The organism is Marisediminitalea sp. (assembly GCF_984433645.1).
The window spans coordinates 1-19,546 of the sequence record NZ_CFIDRX010000080.1; the positions used below are offsets into that span (position 1 = coordinate 1).

At 50.7% G+C, this 19,546-nt stretch carries 19 protein-coding genes; 15 read left to right on the plus strand and 4 right to left on the minus strand.

Going from position 1 to position 19,546, the window contains the following annotated elements:
- The first annotated feature begins 136 nt into the window (after positions 1–136).
- From AC4MRN_RS11570 to nspC, 3 genes are all read left to right on the plus strand, one after another.
- The gene (locus AC4MRN_RS11570; protein WP_073323430.1) at positions 137–544 is read left to right on the plus strand and encodes a hypothetical protein; all 408 of its coding nucleotides are present in this window, start codon (positions 137–139) and stop codon (positions 542–544) included.
- Between the two features lie 115 nt (positions 545–659).
- Complete coding sequence (locus AC4MRN_RS11575; RefSeq protein WP_491203364.1) at positions 660–1,862, plus strand: saccharopine dehydrogenase family protein; 1,203 nt, start codon at positions 660–662, stop codon at positions 1,860–1,862.
- A 15-nt stretch (positions 1,863–1,877) separates the two neighbouring features.
- Entirely contained in the window at positions 1,878–3,008 is a 1,131-nt protein-coding gene (gene nspC / locus AC4MRN_RS11580) for a carboxynorspermidine decarboxylase (protein ID WP_488801774.1), read from the plus strand.
- A 36-nt stretch (positions 3,009–3,044) separates the two neighbouring features.
- On the opposite strand, the gene AC4MRN_RS11585 is transcribed toward nspC, so the two are convergent.
- Together AC4MRN_RS11585 and rsmI are read right to left on the minus strand one after the other, a co-directional pair.
- Positions 3,045–3,311, minus strand: a complete 267-nt coding sequence (locus tag AC4MRN_RS11585) for a hypothetical protein (RefSeq protein WP_155013966.1) — start codon at positions 3,309–3,311, stop codon at positions 3,045–3,047.
- Positions 3,312–3,481: 170 nt separating this feature from the next.
- Positions 3,482–4,315 carry a 16S rRNA (cytidine(1402)-2'-O)-methyltransferase gene (gene rsmI, locus AC4MRN_RS11590; protein WP_491203365.1) on the minus strand — a complete coding sequence of 278 codons (834 nt, stop codon included), beginning with the start codon at positions 4,313–4,315 and terminating at the stop codon, positions 3,482–3,484.
- Positions 4,316–4,516: 201 nt separating this feature from the next.
- On the opposite strand from rsmI, the gene AC4MRN_RS11595 reads away from it, so the two are divergent.
- The 12 genes from AC4MRN_RS11595 to AC4MRN_RS11650 all read left to right on the plus strand — a co-directional run bounded on the left by AC4MRN_RS11595 (position 4,517) and on the right by AC4MRN_RS11650 (position 17,921).
- Positions 4,517–6,439, plus strand: a complete 1,923-nt coding sequence (locus tag AC4MRN_RS11595; RefSeq protein WP_491203366.1) for a penicillin-binding protein activator — start codon at positions 4,517–4,519, stop codon at positions 6,437–6,439.
- On the plus strand, positions 6,436–6,786 hold the full coding sequence (locus AC4MRN_RS11600; RefSeq protein WP_155013963.1) for a YraN family protein: 351 nt from the start codon (positions 6,436–6,438) through the stop codon (positions 6,784–6,786). The genes AC4MRN_RS11595 and AC4MRN_RS11600 overlap by 4 nt, the downstream gene beginning before the upstream one ends.
- A 41-nt stretch (positions 6,787–6,827) precedes the next feature.
- On the plus strand, positions 6,828–7,427 hold the full coding sequence (locus AC4MRN_RS11605) for a phosphoheptose isomerase (RefSeq protein WP_073323444.1): 600 nt from the start codon (positions 6,828–6,830) through the stop codon (positions 7,425–7,427).
- The gene (locus AC4MRN_RS11610; protein ID WP_073323446.1) at positions 7,408–8,016 is read left to right on the plus strand and encodes a BON domain-containing protein; all 609 of its coding nucleotides are present in this window, start codon (positions 7,408–7,410) and stop codon (positions 8,014–8,016) included. The genes AC4MRN_RS11605 and AC4MRN_RS11610 overlap by 20 nt, the downstream gene beginning before the upstream one ends.
- Before the next feature lie 216 nt (positions 8,017–8,232).
- Positions 8,233–9,384, plus strand: coding sequence for a serine hydrolase domain-containing protein (locus AC4MRN_RS11615; protein ID WP_491203367.1), 1,152 nt, complete (start codon positions 8,233–8,235; stop codon positions 9,382–9,384).
- 269 nt (positions 9,385–9,653) lie between these two features.
- Positions 9,654–10,316, plus strand: coding sequence for a GntR family transcriptional regulator (locus AC4MRN_RS11620; RefSeq protein ID WP_073323905.1), 663 nt, complete (start codon positions 9,654–9,656; stop codon positions 10,314–10,316).
- Positions 10,317–10,333: 17 nt separating this feature from the next.
- Positions 10,334–11,212: a methylisocitrate lyase gene (prpB, locus tag AC4MRN_RS11625; RefSeq protein ID WP_155013960.1), complete on the plus strand. Its 879-nt coding sequence runs from the start codon at positions 10,334–10,336 to the stop codon at positions 11,210–11,212.
- A 95-nt stretch (positions 11,213–11,307) separates the two neighbouring features.
- Complete coding sequence (prpC, locus tag AC4MRN_RS11630; RefSeq protein ID WP_255052129.1) at positions 11,308–12,432, plus strand: bifunctional 2-methylcitrate synthase/citrate synthase; 1,125 nt, start codon at positions 11,308–11,310, stop codon at positions 12,430–12,432.
- A gap of 68 nt (positions 12,433–12,500) precedes the next feature.
- Positions 12,501–15,092 carry a Fe/S-dependent 2-methylisocitrate dehydratase AcnD gene (acnD, locus tag AC4MRN_RS11635; protein WP_155013958.1) on the plus strand — a complete coding sequence of 864 codons (2,592 nt, stop codon included), beginning with the start codon at positions 12,501–12,503 and terminating at the stop codon, positions 15,090–15,092.
- 67 nt (positions 15,093–15,159) lie between these two features.
- On the plus strand, positions 15,160–16,338 hold the full coding sequence (gene prpF / locus AC4MRN_RS11640) for a 2-methylaconitate cis-trans isomerase PrpF (protein ID WP_491203368.1): 1,179 nt from the start codon (positions 15,160–15,162) through the stop codon (positions 16,336–16,338).
- 128 nt (positions 16,339–16,466) lie between these two features.
- Entirely contained in the window at positions 16,467–16,898 is a 432-nt protein-coding gene (locus tag AC4MRN_RS11645; protein WP_370240017.1) for a hypothetical protein, read from the plus strand.
- 144 nt (positions 16,899–17,042) lie between these two features.
- Positions 17,043–17,921, plus strand: a complete 879-nt coding sequence (locus AC4MRN_RS11650) for a hypothetical protein (RefSeq protein ID WP_491203369.1) — start codon at positions 17,043–17,045, stop codon at positions 17,919–17,921.
- Here AC4MRN_RS11650 and AC4MRN_RS11655 read toward each other — a convergent pair.
- Together AC4MRN_RS11655 and AC4MRN_RS11660 are read right to left on the minus strand one after the other, a co-directional pair.
- Positions 17,899–18,345, minus strand: a complete 447-nt coding sequence (locus AC4MRN_RS11655; protein WP_491203370.1) for a hypothetical protein — start codon at positions 18,343–18,345, stop codon at positions 17,899–17,901. The genes AC4MRN_RS11650 and AC4MRN_RS11655 overlap by 23 nt on opposite strands.
- A 60-nt stretch (positions 18,346–18,405) precedes the next feature.
- Positions 18,406–19,546: ATP-binding protein (locus tag AC4MRN_RS11660; RefSeq protein ID WP_491203371.1), on the minus strand; the 1,141-nt coding region annotated here is incomplete at its 5' end.

Here is a 19,546-nt window from a genome sequence, read left to right on the forward strand (position 1 = left end):
TTTGCGCAAGGCACACGAATTCTGGTGTTGCATACGGGGGGGCTGCAGGGAGCGCGTTCAACGAAGGTTGAATGATCTGTTGAGGCATGACAGGCGTTTTTACTACAACCTAACAAGCATAACGACAGGAGATTTCATGAGCGATGTTCATACCGGCTTTTCACGCCCCAGTCAGTTACTGATTGATAGGGCTTTGGTACTGTGCAAAGTGCTGCTGCGTATGGAAAATTCGTTTTACCCTTTTGCGGCTATTTATGAAAATGGTCGCATTGGCTGTTTGTTTTCCGACGATCACGGTGTTGAAAACCCGGGCGAAATGCAATTACTTGAGCATTTGCAGTGGCGTATTATCGACAACATCACTGACAACGACGCTTATGCCACACTGGTTTATGCCGCTCAAATTGAAATCAACGACAAACAGGCACAAGATGCTATTGTTATAACGTTATGTGAACCAAATAAACCCGAACGCTCGGTGGTATACCCTTATTACCGGAGTAACCAACGCATTATTCTGGCGCCTCCGTTAATTGAAAAATAGCTGTCAAAATCAGCTGTTAACTTTATCGCCACAGACACACGACTTTGCTTGCCAAAATTCAACTGTCTGATAGCATTCACCCCAAATTTACCTCCATCATAAAAGGGATAAAGATATGTCTCGTGTTTTGATTATTGGTGCCGGTGGCGTCGCGACAGTAACCATTAAAAAATGTGCCCGTTTACCAGAGTATTTTGATGAAATTTACCTGGCCAGCCGCACCGTTTCAAAATGTGAAGCGCTGCAACAGGAAGTTGGCGCAGACCGCGTAAAAGGCGTATTCGCAGTTGACGCAGACGACGCGAAAGCCGTTGAAGCGTTAATTAACGAAGTTAAGCCAGACCTGGTGGTTAACCTGGCACTACCGTACCAGGATCTGCCTATTATGGACGCGTGTTTAGCAACCAAAACAGACTACCTGGATACCGCGAACTACGAGCCAAAAGACGAAGCTAAATTCGAATACAGCTGGCAGTGGGCGTATCAGGACAAATTCAAAGATACAGGCATTATGGCACTGCTGGGCAGTGGCTTTGATCCAGGTGTAACTAACGTTTACACCGCCTACGCCGCCAAGCACTACTTCGACGAAATCCACTACCTGGATATCGTCGATTGTAATGGCGGTGACCACGGTCAGGCGTTTGCAACTAACTTTAACCCTGAGATCAACATTCGCGAGATCACCCAGCGCGGTCGTTTCTGGGAAAATGGCGAATGGAAAGAAACTGATCCATTGAGCGTACGTGAAGATCTGGACTACCAGAACATTGGTGTGCGTGCGTCATACCTGATGTTCCACGAAGAACTGGAATCCATTGTTAAGCACTTCCCTACCCTGAAGCGCGCGCGTTTCTGGATGACTTTCGGCGATGCTTACCTGAACCACCTGCGCGTGCTGGAAGGCATTGGCATGACCAGCATCGAGCCAGTTGAATTCCAGGGTCAGAAAATCGTCCCTCTGGAGTTCCTGAAAGCAGTATTACCCAACCCGGGTTCACTGGCAGAAGGCTACACCGGCATGACCTGTATCGGTACGTATATTACCGGTGTGAAAGACGGCAAGGAAAAGACCATTTTCATCTACAACAACTGTGACCACGCAGTGTGTAATGAAGAAGTGGGCGCTCAGGCAGTGTCTTACACAACAGGGGTGCCAGCCATGATTGGCGCGATGATGATGTTGCAAGGCAAATGGCATAAGCCAGGCGTTTGGAACATGGAACAATTCGATCCAGACCCATTCATGGACGAGCTGAACAAGCACGGCCTGCCATGGCATGTACTGGAATGTGACAGCAGTCCGTTTGCCAAATAATCCCGGAGAGCAGCCTTGACTGATTTAACCCAGCGTACCGATATCCCTTCACCCTGTTATGTGCTGGAAGAAGCGAAGCTGGTACGCAACCTTGAGCTTATGAAACGTGTGCAGGACGAGTCTGGCGCGCGCATCATTCTGGCCCTGAAAGGCTTTTCCATGTGGTCGAGCTTCGACATCATTAAACCGTATCTGCACGGCGCAACCGCCAGTTCAGTATGGGAAGCCAAGCTGGCCAGTGAAATGGGCAAAGAAGTGCATGCTTTTTCACCTGCCTACAAACCCCAGGATATGGTGGAACTGGCAAAACTGGTTAACCATATTTCATTTAACAGTCTGGGCCAGTGGCAACGCTATCAGGACCAACTACCTGGTGTGTCGCAAGGCTTGCGGGTCAATCCGGAGCATCAGGAAGCAGAAACGCCTTTATATGACCCGGCTGCACCAGGCTCTCGCCTCGGCATTCGCGCCGCGGAGCTGGAAGGCGTTGACCTGAGCGGCATTGAAGGCTTTCACTGCCACAACCTGTGTGAGTGCGATTCATTTGCAACCGAGCGTACGCTTAAAGCACTGGAAACCCGCTTTGGTAAATGGTTCGGTCAACTCAAGTGGCTAAATCTGGGTGGTGGGCATTTAATGACCCGCGCCGGGTACGATGTTGATCATTTGATCAACACGCTGAAAGACTTCAAATCTCGCTACCCGCATCTGGACGTGATTTTGGAGCCGGGCTCAGCAGTAGCATGGCAAACCGGTCCATTGATTGCCGAAGTCGTCGACATCGTCGAAAACGAAGGCAAGATTGCGATTCTGGATATTTCTGCCACCGCGCATATGCCGGACGTGCTGGAAATGCCCTATCGCCCGGCGATTTTAAATGCCGCCATGCCAGGCGACAAAGCATATGATTACAAACTGGGCGGTAACTCATGCCTGGCCGGTGACGTAATTGATGTGTACAGTTTTGATGAGCCGTTGAATATTGGTGACCGCTTGCAGTTTGAAGACATGATGCACTACACCATGGTGAAGACCACGTTCTTTAATGGTGTGGAACACCCGTCAATCGGTATTCTGCGTAGCGACGATACCTTTGAATTAGTTCGCCAGTTCGACTACAGCGACTTTAAAGGCAAGTTGTCTTAAAGACAGACAATGGGCAGCCAACCGCTGCCCATTTTTTTACAAAATCCCTCTGCCCCGCTTAATACCGCTGTCACCTATCTTGCCTTCCGCCAACACTTCATCATTTAATTTAATGGTAAAGGGCGAATTTGTTTTACCCACAATGCTGTACTGAAAACCATAGATATGGTCGTCATGAAGGTGCAACGTCGTACTTTTCACCGGTGAAACCAGCTCATAAATCCCGTCATCGATGTGCTCATCAATCACATCCACCAGCCAGTTACCGCGTTCAATATCTATGGATAGCTGCTTTTCGCGCATGAAAAACTCTCCCTGGGAAAGACCCCGAAATCAGCGTGACCTGAAAGAGAATACCAAACCGAACACACCGCAAGGCGCATAACGCTAACACAGTGAGGTCAGTTAAAATAAGGCTATAGGGTGACAATATTATTAGCGGCACGCCCGTGATAACGTGCGTGCGTTTTGACTTATTCTAGGTCCAATCCCGCCTGGTACAAAGCGTTTTTCTTGAGCTGATAATGATCTGCGACAATAGCAGCGGCTTTTTTTAGTGGAAGGTCAGATTTGAGGCGCTTGAGCAGTGCCATGGCGTCCTCGGGGATATCATTTTGATCGACCTGCACCCCATCGATCATCAGTACAAACTCCCCTTTTTGATGCGCAGGGTCTTCAGTAAGCCACTCAATAACATTTTCAGCGCTACCACTAATATAACGCTCGAAGGTCTTTGTCAGCTCTTTGGCCAGCACAATCTGACGCTCGTTACCCAGTACCGCCTTAACATCGTTAATAGTATCCAGAATCCGACGCGGGGCTTCGTAGAAGACCGTGGTATGAGGGCGTGATATCAGTGCTTCCAGAGCGTGTTGGCGTGCGACAGTTTTAACCGGTAAGAAACCTTCAAAAATGAACTTATCCGTTGCCAGACCTGAGGCGCTCAGGGCGGTAATGGCAGCGCACGGACCGGGTAGTGCAATAACATTAATACCTTGCTCACGACACCGGCTCACCAGCTTATAGCCTGGATCGCTTATCAGCGGTGTTCCCGCGTCACTGATCAAGGCAACCGACTCACCGTCCAGTATCTTCTGGCACAGCATCTGACTGCGTTTGTCTTCATTGTGGTCGTGTAACGACAGTGTTTTGGCCTGAATGCCTAAGTGCTGAAAAAGCTTTGCACTGTGCCGGGTATCCTCTGCCGCAATCCACACGACCGATGACAAAACGTCGATAGCACGTTGCGTGATGTCCTGAAGGTTACCGATGGGGGTAGGCACAATGTAAAGAGAGGCTGAACTCATGAGTGTATTCCGCACTGAAAACTGCGCGTAATATACCCTGATGCGACACAGGTTAAAACCACACGCTAACCATTGCTGCGAAATACCCTGAACATAAGGCCGGATTTACCAATATTGCTTAGATTTTGCAGACGAGTCAGTTACACTGAGGTCCTAGCGATCCGCCCGGCGGATACATCAATGAACATTTGCAGGATGATTATGGTTCGATTGAGTACTTCGATATTGTTGGTTACCGGTACACTACTGGTATTAAGTGGCTGTGGCTCTACCCCCACCACCCGTTCTACCCCAACACGAACTGCGCCTACAGAGACAGTGACGCAACGGGAAGTCAGTGAACAGCCATTGAGCCCGGAAGCCTTGATTGAACTGGCTCAGCAGCAGTGGCAATCCGACGGTGACAACAGCAATTCACTGGAATATCTCATCCAGGCCGCTCAGCAATGGCAATCATCAGGTGAGCCCGTCAAATCTCAGCAGGTCCTGTATTCACTGCGTCATATCCCACTACCTACAAATCTGAAAGCACGCTATAACCTGTTGTTAGCGCAGCAGTACGCGGATGATCCCAAAGTCAGCAGTGAACAGGTTTTAACGTTGTTAAACGGCAACCTGTCAGACGACACGCTTCGTCGTCAACAGTTTGCACTAAAAGCACAGCAGTATGCCCGACTGGGTCAGTGGCTACAGGCCGCCAATGCGCTGTTAAAGAGCACTGACATTACACCCGATGTCATTGCACAAACCTGGGAATGGGTAAACCACGCCTCGGAACAGGATGAAGTGGGTATCGCCCGCCTGACCGAAGTCGCACCGTTTGTGGCCCTGAAGCAATTAGTGCGGGAAAATGGGTTCGATCAGTCTCAGTTAATTCAGCAACTCAATCAGTTCAGACAAGTTTATCGTGGCCATCCGCTGGTTACCTACTGGCCGGAATCGCTTACCAAGGTTACCGATCTAGCGCCCGTTAAGCGCGACAACGTGGTGGTCTTTCTACCTTTAAGTGGTCGCCTGCAAGCGACGGGCATGACCATAAAAGAAGGCATTCTGGCGGCATATTTCAACGACCAGAGCGCACGAAGTGCGAATCAGATCCCCCAGTTACAATTTATCGACACCAACATCACCACGCCCGAAGCAATGGCAAACATAGCGTCTGAAGCAGATTGGGTGATTGGCCCGCTGCTGAAAGAAAATGTCGACGCGTTGCTGCCGTTGTTGTCACCTAAAGTCAAAATGCTTGCACTCAACCGCCCCGACACGACGCCAGCACCGCTATTGTTGTCAGCGGACGAGCAACAGGACGAACTTCAGCCATCATCGTTTGGCATACAGATTTTCTATGCGCTGGCACCTGAAGATGAAGCGCGGCAGTTAGCTAATCAGGTATTCGAACAAGGTAAATCAGCGCCCATCCTGGTGGCATCGGAGCACTCGCTTCATCAACGCATGCAAGAGGCCTTTATAAGCCAATGGCAAAAGCTCACTGCGGGCCTGGCGAGTCATCAACACAGTGCCCCTACCCTGGTCACCTACACGGACAACGCCGGTTTGCGCGATGGCATTCAGGAAGCACTAGACGTCGCGCAAAGTAAAGAACGCATTAAGGAAATTCAAAGTTTTGTGGATGTAGAGTTATACAACCTGCCCCGCAACCGACTCGATATTGACGCGATAGTGGTATTTGCCTCTCCGGAACAAACTGAGTTACTCAACCCGGTTATCGAAGCCAGTATCAGCCCTTTCAGTGGCGAATCGGTGCCGGTATATGCCACATCCCGCTCGGTTGACTATACCCAGTCTCGTAATCAATGGCGGGATCTGCAAAACCTGCACTTTCTGGATATGCCCTGGGTGTTGCCGACCAACCCTGAGCCACACCTGGCTAACTTAACCCGCGAGTTATGGCCCCAGCGTCCTACCAGCTTGCAGCGCTTATTTGCCTTCGGAGTAGATGCCTACAATATTCTGCCACGACTGGGTCAGATGGTTTGGTTGCCGCAGTTGGAATACCAAGGCCTGACGGGCACCCTCAAAATTAACGGCCAACGCGAAGTGGTTCGCACATTGCCTGAAGCAGTCGTGAACCAGGAAACCATACAGGTAGTCGGCACACAATGAAGACGGCCCGGCTGATTGGGTTTGATCAGGAATCTCGTGCCTGTGCATACCTCCAACAGCAAGGGCTGACGCTTGTAGCCAAAAACGTGTGTTTCCGTGGCGGCGAGCTTGACCTGATTATGCGCGACAAAGAAACCTGGGTTTGCGTTGAAGTGAAATTTCGCAGCAAAAGCCATTATGGCAGCGCCGCAGAAACCATCAGTCCGGCAAAAATCCGCAGAATGGGTGCTGCCTTTCAGCGCTATTTAAGTGATAATGGCGTAAATCCGTCCATGGCGCCAATGCGGCTGGACGCTCTTGTAATCGATAACAAAAAAGTGAACTGGATTAAGAACATTGGTGTCTGACACATCGTGTTGTTGTATTTCACTTAGACCTTTGCAAACCAATGATTGAAAATATAAAAGCCAATTTTACTGAAAGTATTCAAACTAAAATCGCTGCCTCGGAAATGTTACCGGCAGCCATTGAAAAAGCCGCCAATATGATGGTGGAAGCCCTTATTCACGGGCACAAAATTCTGAGCTGTGGCAATGGCGGCTCGGCGGGTGATGCACAGCACTTCTCTTCCGAAATGCTTAACCGCTTTGAGCGAGATCGCCCAAGCTTACCGGCTATTGCACTTTCAACCGATACGTCAACACTGACTTCTATCTCAAATGATTACAGCTATGACGAGGTTTTCTCAAAACAAGTCAGGGCGTTGGGTCAGCCCGGTGACATTTTGTTAGCCATATCCACCAGCGGAAACTCGCGCAATGTCATTAACGCGATGGAAGCGGCCCTGTCCCGGGATATGACAATAGTGGCGTTAACCGGCAAAGACGGCGGAGAAATGGCCGGCTTTTTGAGTGAACACGACGTGGAAATTCGCGTCCCTTCTAACCGAACCGCGCGCATACAGGAAGTGCACCTTCTGGCGATTCACTGTTTATGCGAGTGTATTGACGACAGTTTATTCCCAGCCCATGATTTCGACGATATGTAATAAACAACAAGCCAAACGCTTACTTTTGGCGTTTGGTTCGGTGTTACTGCTTGGCCAGTTAAACGGCTGCGCAGTTGTCGCTGTAGGTGCCGTAAGTGCAACGGCGGTATCCGTTTCGGTAGACCGCCGCACAGCGGGTACCCAGCTGGATGACATGAATGCCGAAAGCAAAGCCTCAAAATTGATCAGCGAAAGCGACAACCTGCGTGAAAACGCCAATATCGAGGTAACGGTGTACAATCGCGTTGCACTCATAACCGGTCAGGCGCCTGATCAACAGGCCATTGCGGAAGCTGAATCTCTGGTTAAGAGCATTCGCTATATCCAGAAGATCCACAACCAGGCCCGGGTGGGCGAGCCAATCGCAGGTTCAACCGTGTTGTACGATCGCTGGTTAGCCACCAAAATCCGCACCAAGATACTGGCGTCAGACAAAGTTCCCACTTCTCAGATCAGCATTATTGTTGAAGACTCGGAAGTGTTTTTAATGGGCCTGGTCACTAACCAGGAAGCCACGGCCGCGGTGGAAATTGCCCGCCATGTAGACGGTGTGGCCAGGGTTATTAGAGCATTCGAGATTTATCAGTAAGCCATTAACTGACACTGCTTATTCACTCATATCCGAAAGCCTGCAACGCGCAGGCTTTTTTATTGGCAAGTCCCGCTAAATGCCGCACTTATACCAATCGCATCGTCCACGCTTTTTCACCTTTGTTTTACCCTGCGCTTCATATCCTGTTCGTGTTGTCAGCACTTATTAATCATATGCAATGCGCGATGGCATTGCCACGAAAAGGATCGCACCATGTATCGCACTATCACAAACCTTGCCGTTACTTCAGTTTGTCTGCTCGGCCTGAGCGCTTGTGGGGGAGGCTCGTCTAAACAACAAACTAACATCCCTCCACCTCAACCCACGCCGCTGGATTACCAGGCGCTGCTGAATGATTCGGTTTCCGATGTTATGCCTGGCATTGTTCTGCATATCGACAGTCCGGAAAAAACGGTGCTGCTTGCAGCAGGTCTAAGTGACCTTGCCTCGCAATCGCCAATGCAGGTCGACGCGCAAATGCCTGTGGGCAGTGCCGGAAAGAAAGCCACGGCCTTGCTTGCACTGATGCTTTACGAAGATGGCTTACTGGATATCGATGACACACTGGATACCTGGTTACCCGATGAATTAGTTGAGCGTATTGAATTTGGCACCGATATCACACTTCGCCAGTTACTCACTCATACCGCGGGCGTGCATGATTACCTTGCGCCAGATACCGCTGAAGCCTGGTTTGAGGCTATTATGTCAGACCCTGGAACACTGAAGACCGACGCTTACGCACTGGCATTTTCCATCGACAAGGCAGGCGACTTCGCTCCGGGCACCGGCTTTAACTATTCTAACAGTGGCTATTTGCTAACCGGCCTGATTCTGGACAGCGTACTGGGTGAACACCACGCTGGCGCTTTACGAAACCGCGTGCTCATTCCCCTTGGCATGAACAATAGCTATTACAATGGCGTCGAGAAAGCGCTCGGTACTATTATTTCAGGGTACTTTAATCTCAACGGCGAAGTGCTAAACACCAAAGTAGCCTACGAGAATATTGGCGTAGCCGATGCCCCCCTGGTGTCGACAGTGGAAGACATGACCTTATTGCTGCGCGCTGTAGCAACGGATGACACGATTGTTTCTTCATCGATTCGCGAATTAATGATTGGCGACGACAACCTGACTGACATTGGTGACGACGTCTATTACGGTATGGGCATGATGAAAGACATCATCAACGGCTACCCCATTTACCACCATGGTGGCGACGAGCCGGGATACGCCACAACCAACCTGTATATCCCACATAATGACACCTCAATTACCGTTTTCGTAAATTGCGGCGTGGCAGAGGAATGCGAGAACGAACAGAATGTGCTGGTTCAAACCATTCTAAGCAACGAATTCTGATCTTGCCGTTACCTCTCACCTGGCAGTGTCTGTTGTAGACACTGCCTAATACTTTGGTGGTACCACCGAATTCTCATCAAACTCTTCGTTATACTCCTTAAACGCCCTAGTGGCCGGCTTTCTGACCTGTTTTCCGGTTTTTAACAGTCTAAACCAGATGCATCAGAATATTGACTTTGTCGACAATCCAAGCCAATCCGGGTTGACCGAACGTTACAACTTGACTATATTGTCGACATTCCTCGTATTAGCAGAGTGATTTTGTGAGTATTGCGGTGATAACAGAACAAGCGGTAACCAACGCCGATAAGACCTTTTTCCAGCTTCGAAGCGATATCGTAGAGGGAGACATTCCTGCCGGCAGTAAACTCAGTGAAACTGAACTGTCGACAAAGTATCAGGTTAGCCGGGCTGTTATCCGCGAAGCCATTAACCGCCTGGAGGCCTGCCACCTCGTCGAGCGACGTGCGAACGTGGGAGCCCGAGTGGTCTCGCTGACACCAGACGGGCTGATTCAGTTGTATCAGGTTCGCGAAGCGCTGGAAGGCATGGCCGCCAGACTTGCCGCAAAAAATATGTCAGACGAAGAAATCGCCGACCTTACCGCTCTGTTAGACAACCATTTTCAAACCGTCAAAGACGGCAACAGCTACTACCAGGAAGCCGGCGATCTGGATTTCCACTATCGCATTATTCTTGGCAGCAAAAATCAACACCTTATTGAAGTACTGGTAAACGGTATTTACCACCTGATCCGCATGTATCGGGTGCAGTTAGGTATGGCAGGCCCACGGGTTACCACGGCCTTCGACGAACACAAACATGTTGTGCAGGCCATCGCCAATCGCGATGAAGAATTGGCAGAAATGCTAATGCGCCGCCACATTTTGTATTCAAAAAACAACATTGAACGCAAGTTGCTTCAATCCTAAATTCCGGAGAACGATAGATGAGCGCAGGCAAAAAATTTCGACAAGCACTGGCCGACAACAAGCCATTGCAAATCGTAGGTACCATCAACGCCTACAGTGCCATGATGGCAAAACGCATTGGGCATCAGGCCATTTACCTGTCGGGCGGCGGCGTTGCCAACGCGTCCTACGGACTACCGGATTTAGGCATGACGTCACTAAACGACGTGATTGCTGATGTGCAGCGCATAACCTCTGCCTGTGACTTGCCATTACTAGTGGATATCGATACCGGCTGGGGCGGCGCATTTAACATCGCCAAAACCATTAAAGATATGGAAAAGGCCGGCGCTGCGGCCGTGCACATGGAAGACCAGGTGGCCCAGAAGCGTTGTGGTCACCGCCCCAATAAAGAAATCGTCTCTACCGAAGAGATGGTCGATCGCATCAAAGCAGCCGTCGATGCACGCACCGATCCAGACTTCTTCATCATGGCCCGCACCGACGCTTTTGCGCAGGAAGGGCTGGAAAAAGCTATCGAGCGCGCCAAAGCCTATGTAGCAGCAGGCGCAGACGGTATTTTCGCCGAAGCAGTGAAAACCGAAGAACACTACCGCGCTTTCGCAGACGCGTTGGATGTGCCGATTCTTGCCAACATTACCGAGTTTGGTCAGACCGAGCTGTGGAACAAAGAGCAGCTCGGTGAATGGGGAGCTGCGATGGTGCTATACCCACTGAGTGCATTCCGTGCCATGAACAAAGCGGCAGAAATGGTATACCAGACTATCCTGAATGACGGTGACCAGAAAGCGGTTGTCGACATGATGCAAACACGCATGGAACTCTATGATTACCTTGGCTACCACGATTACGAACAAAAGCTCGATGCCTTGTTCGCCGAAGGTAAAAACAAATAATGATGCCAGCCAGCATTGCCCAACAAGGATTGAACACAATCCGCCTGCTGGCTGACACGCTGTACCCTACAAAAAAATTAACGAGGAGATAAACAATGGCTAAAGCTCTAAGTGGCGCAGGTTTACGCGGCCAGGTTGCAGGTAAGACCGCCCTGTCAACCGTAGGTGTTTCAGGCTCAGGCCTGACCTATCGTGGTTACGATGTTAAAGACCTTGCAAACAACTGCCAGTTCGAAGAAGTTGCCTATCTCATTTTAAAAGGCAAGCTGCCTAACCAACAGGAACTCGATGCATACAAAGCCAAGCTGAAAAGTATGCGTGGTTTGCCACAAGCTCTGAAAGATGTACTTGAACGCATTCCTGCTGACGCTCACCCAATGGACGTACTGCGCACTGGTTGCTCTATGCTGGGCAACCTTGAAATGGAAAAAGACTTCAGCGAGCAAGACGCTGTTACCGACCGCATGCTGGCTTGTTTCCCAAGTATCATTTGCTACTGGTATCGCTTCTCTCACGACGGCGTAAAAGTAGACGTTGAAACTGACGACGATTCTATTGGCGCGCACTTCCTGCACTTATTGCACGGTGAAAAACCCAATGAGTTGCACGAACAGGTTATGCACGTGTCGTTAATTCTGTACGCAGAGCACGAGTTTAATGCCTCTACGTTCACTGCGCGCGTCTGCGCCTCAACGCTTTCAGATATGCACTCGTGCATTACTGGTGCGATTGGCTCTCTGCGCGGCCCGCTTCACGGTGGTGCCAACGAAGCCGCCATGGAAATGATCGAAGGCTTTACCTCGGCTGATCACGCTGAAGAAGAAATGATGGGCAAACTGGCGCGCAAAGAGAAAATCATGGGCTTTGGCCACGCCATTTACTCCGAATCCGATCCGCGTAACGAAATCATCAAGGGCTGGTCTGAAAAACTGGCAAAAGACGTGGGCGACGAGGTGCTTTACCCGGTTTCGGTCCGTTGTGAAGAAGTCATGTGGCGAGAGAAGAAACTGTTCTGTAACGCCGACTTTTTCCATGCATCGGCTTACCATTTCATGGGCATCCCAACCAAACTGTTCACGCCTATTTTCGTGATGTCACGACTGACTGGCTGGGCCGCTCACGTTATGGAACAACGCGCTGACAACCGCATTATTCGCCCATCAGCGGAATATACCGGTGAAGATCTGCGCGCAGTGACGCCCATTGCTGAGCGCGCGTAAGCGTCAATAACACAGAATGACCGCTTCATACCGTCGAAGCGGTCCTTCCCAGACCGTGTGGAACCCTCATGAATACCCAATACAGAAAGAACCTGACAGGCACAACTTTAGATTTTTTCGACGCCAGGGAAGCGGTTGACGCCATCAAACCTGGCGCCTTTGATACCCTGCCCTACACCTCTCGCGTTCACGCGGAAAACTTAGTTCGCCGCTGCCCCCCTGAAACACTGCGGGACTCACTGATCCAGCTTATCGATCGCAAACGCGATCTGGACTTCCCGTGGTTTCCGGCCCGGGTGGTGTGTCATGACATTCTGGGCCAGACCGCGCTGGTAGACTTGGCCGGTTTACGTGACGCGATTGCCCAGCAAGGTGGTGACCCGTCCAAGGTCAACCCGGTCGTCCCGACACAGTTAATCGTGGACCACTCACTGGCCGTTGAGCACGCAGGCTTCGAACCAGATGCTTTTGAAAAGAACCGCGCCATTGAAGACCGTCGTAACGACGACCGCTTCCACTTTATTAACTGGACAAAAACGGCGTTTAAAAACGTTGACGTGATCCCACCTGGCAACGGCATTATGCACCAGATCAACCTGGAAAAAATGTCACCAGTGGTACACGCCAAAGACGGCGTAGCCTTCCCGGATACACTGGTAGGCACCGACAGCCATACCCCTCATGTAGATGCACTAGGCGTTATTGCCGTGGGTGTAGGCGGTCTTGAAGCTGAAAGCGTAATGCTAGGCCGTGCGTCATACATGCGCCTGCCAGACATCGTCGGTGTTGAGTTAACCGGTAAACCCCAACCCGGCATTACCGCTACAGACATCGTGTTGGCACTTACTGAATTCTTACGCAAAGAACGCGTTGTCTCGGCTTACCTGGAATTCTACGGTGAAGGTGCAGCACACCTGACGTTAGGTGATCGTGCGACCATTTCCAACATGACACCAGAATACGGCGCAACGGCGGCGATGTTCTACATTGACCAGCAAACCCTGGACTACCTGACGTTAACGGGCCGCGATGCAGAACAAGTTAAACTGGTAGAAACCTACGCCAAACAAGCGGGTCTGTGGGCCGACACCTTAACAGGTGCAGAATACGAACGTGTACTGACCTTCGATTTGTCTTCAGTAACCCGTAATATGGCAGGTCCGTCTAACCCGCACGCACGCTTGCCCACCAGCGACCTGGCTGCACGCGGTATTGCAGGCCGTTTTGAAAAACAGGAAGGTCTGATGCCGGACGGTGCGGTGATCATTGCCGCCATCACCAGCTGTACCAATACCAGTAACCCGCGCAACGTCATTGCGGCCGGCTTGCTGGCTCGTAACGCCAATGCCAAAGGTCTGGTTCGCCAGCCCTGGGTTAAATCGTCACTGGCTCCCGGTTCCAAAGTGGTGAAAATGTACCTGGAAGAATCCGGTTTACTGCCAGATTTAGAACAGCTTGGTTTTGGTGTGGTCGCTTTTGCCTGTACTACCTGTAACGGCATGAGTGGTGCATTGGACCCGCGTATCCAGCAAGAAATCATCGACCGCGACTTGTACGCCACTGCCGTGCTGTCAGGAAACCGTAACTTCGACGGCCGTATTCATCCGTATGCCAAGCAAGCGTTCCTGGCATCACCACCACTGGTTGTTGCTTACGCCATTGCCGGCACTGTGCGAGTTGATATCGAAAAAGACCCGCTGGGCTTTGATCAGGACGGCAACCCAGTCACGCTCAAAGATATCTGGCCGACCGACGAAGAAATCGATGCGGTAGTGAAAGCCTCGGTGAAACCCGAGCAGTTCCGTCAGGTCTATGAGCCGATGTTTGATTTGTCCGTCGATTACGGTGAACACATTGACCCGCTGTACGAATGGCGCGAAATGAGCACCTATATTCGTCGTCCGCCTTATTGGGAAGGTGCCTTGGCAGCAGAACGCACGCTAACAGGAATGCGTCCACTGGCGATTTTGCCCGACAATATCACGACTGATCACTTATCGCCGTCGAACGCGATTCTGGCAAGCAGTGCAGCCGGCGAATACCTGGCGAAAATGGGACTGCCGGAAGAAGACTTTAACTCCTATGCGACGCACCGGGGAGACCACCTCACAGCGCAGCGCGCTACGCTGGCCAACCCGAAACTGTTCAATGAAATGGTGAAGGAAGACGGCAAGGTGAAGCAAGGTTCATTGGCGCGTATTGAACCGGAAGGCAAAGTGACCCGCATGTGGGAAGCCATTGAAACCTACATGGAACGCAAACAACCGCTCATCATTGTGGCCGGTGCTGACTATGGTCAGGGCTCGTCACGTGATTGGGCCGCAAAGGGCGTCCGTCTGGCGGGTGTAGAAGTGATTGTCGCCGAAGGTTTCGAGCGTATTCACCGCACCAACCTGATTGGTATGGGTGTGTTACCGCTGGAATTTAAAGCCGGTACTAACCGTATTACGCTGGGCCTCGATGGCACCGAAACCTACGATGTGAAAGGCGAAAGAACGCCCGGTACAACGCTAACACTGGTGATTAACCGCACCAATGGCGAAAGCATTGAAGTACCGGTGACCTGCCGTCTGGATACTGCCGAAGAGGTGTCTATTTACGAAGCAGGCGGTGTACTGCAACGCTTCGCTAAGGACTTCCTGGAAGCCCAGGCCAGCTAACAGCACCCGACGAAAGACAAGGTGGGGGCACTGCCCCCGCGCTTTCCATCAACAGTGAGAATGTATCATGACATTTGCACCGCAAATCAAAATTCCGGCCACATACATGCGCGGTGGCACCAGCAAAGGGGTATTTTTTAACCTTGCTGACTTGCCCGCTGAAGCACAACAACCCGGCGCATACAGAGATGCCGTGTTGCTGCGCGTCATTGGCAGCCCGGACCCCTATGGTAAACAAACCGATGGCATGGGCGGCGCTACATCCAGCACCAGTAAAACAGTGATCCTGAGCAAGAGCGAACGCGACGGCTTCGATGTGGATTACCTGTTCGGTCAGGTTGCTATCGAAAAGGCTTTTGTTGACTGGAGTGGCAACTGCGGCAACTTAACCGCAGCAGTAGGCGCGTTTGCTATCAATAATGGTCTGGTCGACGCCGACAAAATCCCTCAAAACGGCGTGGCCGTCGTCCGGGTCTGGCAAGTTAATATCGGCAAAGAAATCGTCGTACACGTACCGATCACCCATGGTGAAGTGCAGGAAACCGGTAATTTTGAGCTGGATGGCGTCACATTCCCAGCCGCAGAAGTCAAAGTCGAGTTCATGGATCCGGCGGACGGCGAAGGCGACATGTTCCCTACCGGCAACCTGGTTGATGAGCTAACGGTACCTGAATTCGGTACGCTGAATGCAACCATGATCAACGCGGGCATCCCTACCATTTTCGTAAATGCGGCCGACATTGGCTACACCGGCACTGAACTTCAGGATGCGATCAACAATGACACTGAAGCATTGGCCCGCTTTGAATCACTGCGCGCACATGGCGCGATTAAAATGGGTTTAATCAACGATTTGTCTGAAGCAGCCGGGCGTCAGCATACGCCTAAGATTGCGTTTGTCGCACCGCCAGCGCCTTACACTTCTTCGAGTGGCAAAGCCATTGGCATCGACGATATCGATGTGCTGGTAAGAGCGCTGTCGATGGGCAAGCTTCACCATGCCATGATGGGTACGGCAGCTGTCGCCATTGCTACCGCAGCCGCTATCCCCGGCACACTGGTGAACGATGCGGCCGGCGGAATCGACCGTGAAAGTGTGGTATTCGGGCATCCTTCCGGCACGTTGGCAGTCGGCGCACAAGCACAACAAGTAAACGGAAAGTGGCAGGCCACCAAGGCAGTAATGAGTCGCTCAGCACGCATCCTTATGGAAGGCCGGGTACATATCCCACCACCACAACTATAACGCAACACTTCCTCAGGGTGGCTGGCTATCTTTGGGCATGGGTCAGTCACCTCTTTTACTGGTATTTTCTGCAAATTAAATGCACACTTCCACAATATGGATATGACAATCACGTCGGGAAGGAGTCTATGGTTCGACGATTTAGCATGCATGGTTCTCTGAGTATTGCTGTTGAAGGCAGGGTACTTGTGCTGTCGGGCAGCGGCCCTTGGAACAGTGAATCCCTGCAATTAACCGACGCTAGCATTATGCAACAAGTTCAAGCCCTTTACGGCAGCCCGTGGGGAGTACTTGGTTTATTTTCCGGTGAAGCCGTGTACGTACCGGAAGCCATTCAAAAACTACAGAAACAAGTCAGTCATGAATTAACGCTTGGGCGTGTTGCTACTGCAGTAGTATTAAACGATGTTCAGGCCCCTCGGCTGTCTAAGTATCAGTTTGAATTGATATATGGCAGTGAAGGTCACAATGTGGCGTTTTTTGAAGATGAAACCGCCGCCCGTCATTGGTTGCAAACAGAATTAGCCGCAGCGCAGTCCGATTCACGCTTTCAGGCATAACACTCGCCTGCACAACATTCGCCGGTTTAACATACGCAGAGATACTCCGCACCGGCGCTTTGCACCATGAAATAGCAATCAAATTTCTACCTTTTTAAAAAGATACACTATACTTTTTTTGACTGGGGTTAGAGGAAGTTGACAATGCGCAAATGGATAGTTGCAGTGTGGTGCTGCGCGATTGGCTTCAGTGCCAGCGCTAATGCTTCTCAAATACTAAGGGCGCCAACCTTTACCACGACTCATGCCATCATTGATTACCTCTACGAACAGCTGCAACTTGCCATTGAAGCTACGCAGGAAGACTTTGGCGAAATGAAGGTTGTACGCGTCAAAATTCCCGTAGAAGAAGAGCGCCAACTGCGTAACCTGAATGAAGATATTGCAGATATTGCCTGGGCAACGTGTACCCGTGAACGCAACCAGGACTATACACCTATTGCTGTCCCGTCTACAGCGGGCTTGTTCGGGATAAGACTTGCGGTAGTGAGACAGGATGACAATAACATCACTCAGGTAAACTCTTTACCCGCACTGCAAAAATTTGTTGCCGTGCAGTCTTCCAAGTGGCGGGACTTCATGGTGTTGCAACGAAACGGCATTACGGTGTTAGCCTCAGACCGGTTTTCTGCTTACCGCGCAGTAGAGCGTGGTCTGGCCGATTTTTACCCCCGCGGCGCAGCCGAAATTACTGAAGAAATGGCAGCTGCGAATGTGCCGCAGTTGACGATTGCGCCTAATTTCGCCCTGCGTTATCCGGTGTTTTTCATACTGTACGTGAAGAAAGACAATACCGCTCTGGCTGAGCGCTTAACTGCCGGCTTTGAACGCACGTTGCAGTCCGGTGAATTCAAAGCCTTACTCAATGATAAGCCGTGGTTTAGAGAAGCCAAACAGTTGGTCCAACATCGTGTTTTTATTGATTTAGAAAACCACGAAGCGAATGCAGATTGTATGAAAGCAGGTCAGTATGTTCCCAACCTGCTATCTCAGGGAAGCCTCAATAGCGATACGCCAGGCTGATAAAAGGGAAGCTGTCGCCGTCTGGCGAATAGTTATAGGTTGCCCCCAACACAAAGCCAGATTTTCCCTGGCCGCTGAAATAGATTTTCGCGCCAATAGAACCGCCTAGCTTTCGGTCGTACTCAACATAGCCTGTTTCATCGGTGAAAGAATCGATTTCCAAAATACCGCCGTAAAGGCCGAAGGCAACGTGACGATTCACAAAGTAATTTGCACCTACGCCGGCACCGATACTGTTCTCTTCGTTGGAAGGGTTATCCAGAAACCCGGTCGCCACATACATTTCAAGTGATTTGATGGGAGTAGGCAAGACTACCTGAGCCCCAAATCCGCCGTACTCAATACCGGCACCGGTTTCCATAAACGGGCCTTGCCTGGCCCAGCTAAGGGTTGGCAACAAGGCAAATATCATCCATGCTTTCACTTTATTCTCTTTACTGCGACTACAGACTTATTTTAATGACGTTGAAAACTAAAAAATTCATTAGTCATCAATCATTTGCTCGTTCAACCAGTTGTGCAGCGTGTCCATATCCTGTTGTACCGCCATCTGCAATTCTTCTACCCAATCATGAACGTTTTGCCACCACGCCGGGTGATCGCCCTGTTGGATCTGATTAGCAATGCGTTGAACGCGGGCCAAACCTACCGACCCTGCAGCGCCCTTAATTTTATGCGCCTGGGCACAGACCTCTGACTTTTCATCAGCACTGAGGCTCAATTGCAATATTTCCATGTATTCCGGCATTTTCTCGTGGAATACTTTTACGCTGGCGCGCACCATGTCTTCACCAATGGTGTCGACCAGCATTTGAAGTAGGTCCATATCCAGAATATTGGTTAACTGCTTGCTGGTATCCGACTTGGGCTGTTCACTGGAAATGGATTGAGGCGCAGAGTCTGGCTCGGCAAACAATAAATTTAGCACTTCGATGACCCGGCTCTTTTTCACCGGCTTGGCAATGACGTCGTCCATGCCGTTTTGCAAGTATTCCTCACGCTTTTTAATCACGTTGGCGGTTAGTGCCACGATAGGCGTTTGCATCACCAGATCTTCTTCAATCACGGTAGCCGCAACATCAAAGCCCGTCATGTCTGGCAATTGTATGTCCAGCAAGATCAGGTCGTAAGTTGTCTCACGAATTTTATCGATAGCCTCCTGACCCGTCATTGCCACATCGACGTGTTGACCCAGCTTTTCAAGTAGCGCCTTGGCCACCATAACGTTTAGTTCGATATCTTCAACCAACAGGATATTCAAGCCAGTAACCTGAAGCTGTTCCACCTGCATAGGTCGTTTGGAGATTTGCAGTGGCAGTTCAACCGTAAAGCGCGTGCCTCTGCCCTGCTTGCTCTCTACGCGAATATCGCCTTTCATCAGATCGACCATCTGCTTACAAATAGCCAGACCGATGCCGGTACCCGTTGCCGACTGATGATCAGGGTGGTCTACCTGATAGTACATCGCGAAGATCTTTTCTATTTCACTGTCAGGAATCCCCACACCGGTATCTTCAATGACGAAGGTAACCAGTGACACATCGTTATCCGGTCGCGACGCCGACACCGTCAGGGTAACGTGCCCTTTCTGGGTAAACTTCACCGCGTTGAACAGGATATTCCAT

Coding starts and splice junctions, on each gene's coding strand:
- AC4MRN_RS11570 (WP_073323430.1), top strand. CDS start 137: ATGAGCGATGTTCATACCGGCTTTTCACGCCCCAGTCAGTTACTGATT.
- AC4MRN_RS11575 (WP_491203364.1), top strand. CDS start 660: ATGTCTCGTGTTTTGATTATTGGTGCCGGTGGCGTCGCGACAGTAACC.
- AC4MRN_RS11585 (WP_155013966.1), bottom strand. CDS start 3,311: ATGCGCGAAAAGCAGCTATCCATAGATATTGAACGCGGTAACTGGCTG.
- rsmI (WP_491203365.1), bottom strand. CDS start 4,315: ATGAGTTCAGCCTCTCTTTACATTGTGCCTACCCCCATCGGTAACCTT.
- AC4MRN_RS11595 (WP_491203366.1), top strand. CDS start 4,517: ATGGTTCGATTGAGTACTTCGATATTGTTGGTTACCGGTACACTACTG.
- AC4MRN_RS11600 (WP_155013963.1), top strand. CDS start 6,436: ATGAAGACGGCCCGGCTGATTGGGTTTGATCAGGAATCTCGTGCCTGT.
- AC4MRN_RS11605 (WP_073323444.1), top strand. CDS start 6,828: ATGATTGAAAATATAAAAGCCAATTTTACTGAAAGTATTCAAACTAAA.
- AC4MRN_RS11610 (WP_073323446.1), top strand. CDS start 7,408: ATGATTTCGACGATATGTAATAAACAACAAGCCAAACGCTTACTTTTG.
- AC4MRN_RS11615 (WP_491203367.1), top strand. CDS start 8,233: ATGTATCGCACTATCACAAACCTTGCCGTTACTTCAGTTTGTCTGCTC.
- prpB (WP_155013960.1), top strand. CDS start 10,334: ATGAGCGCAGGCAAAAAATTTCGACAAGCACTGGCCGACAACAAGCCA.
- prpC (WP_255052129.1), top strand. CDS start 11,308: ATGGCTAAAGCTCTAAGTGGCGCAGGTTTACGCGGCCAGGTTGCAGGT.
- acnD (WP_155013958.1), top strand. CDS start 12,501: ATGAATACCCAATACAGAAAGAACCTGACAGGCACAACTTTAGATTTT.
- prpF (WP_491203368.1), top strand. CDS start 15,160: ATGACATTTGCACCGCAAATCAAAATTCCGGCCACATACATGCGCGGT.
- AC4MRN_RS11645 (WP_370240017.1), top strand. CDS start 16,467: ATGGTTCGACGATTTAGCATGCATGGTTCTCTGAGTATTGCTGTTGAA.
- AC4MRN_RS11650 (WP_491203369.1), top strand. CDS start 17,043: ATGCGCAAATGGATAGTTGCAGTGTGGTGCTGCGCGATTGGCTTCAGT.